Annotated in this window: 1 protein-coding gene; it reads right to left on the bottom strand. The window is 63.0% G+C overall.

The window, feature by feature from the left end; translation table 11 throughout:
• Nucleotides 1-637: PTS sugar transporter subunit IIA (locus H6B10_RS15015; RefSeq protein ID WP_204652311.1), on the bottom strand; the 637-nt coding region annotated here is incomplete at both ends.

The following is a 637-nucleotide window of genomic DNA, read 5'->3' as shown; positions in this document are numbered from 1 at the left end:
GAAAACGACTCGGGCACCGGGCTGCTCTGGGCGGCGCGGAATGGTCGCCATCGCCAGCACGATGCGTTCGGCCCCTGGGATGGTGGCGTGGGGAAATCCGACGAGACCGTCGAGTAGCATGGTCGCTTCGTTCTCTCGAGCCCGCAGTGTGGCCAGGAAGGACTCGTCGACCAGACCCTGGTCGATTAAGTAGGCTACGAGGGCCTCGGTCGCCGACCAGTAATCGGTTCCCGCTGGCATGGCCATGAAACGGTCGGGGGAGAGCATCGACATCAGTAATGACGAATTGGCCCCGGTGAGCTGAAGGTCGACGTGACCACGCAGGTTTAGCCTTGACATCCGGCTGATGAGTTCGGCGGGATCGAAGACCTGGCCGAGTTGAATGACTGGAACGTCGCCGACGGCAAGGGTCGTGATGTCGACATCGGGGGTGGCGACGACGAGATCCGTTCTGGCCAGCGTCGACTCGTCTGCCTCGTCGCCGGTCAGCATGAGGTACTTGGTGCCGTGGGGGAGCACTTTGTCGAGCTGGATCCGCATGAGGTGGGCTGAGACCCGTCCGGTCGCTGTGACGATCGCCAGCCTGAGGTAGGGGCAGGCACGGTGGGAGTCGAGGAATACTTGGTGATAGCCCGTC

It is taken from the genome of Gemmiger formicilis (genome assembly GCF_016901605.1).
GTDB lineage: Bacteria > Bacillota > Clostridia > Oscillospirales > Ruminococcaceae > Gemmiger > Gemmiger formicilis_B.
The sequence above is the reverse complement of the archived record's forward strand: the minus strand, read 5'-3'. Positions and strand labels throughout refer to the sequence as shown.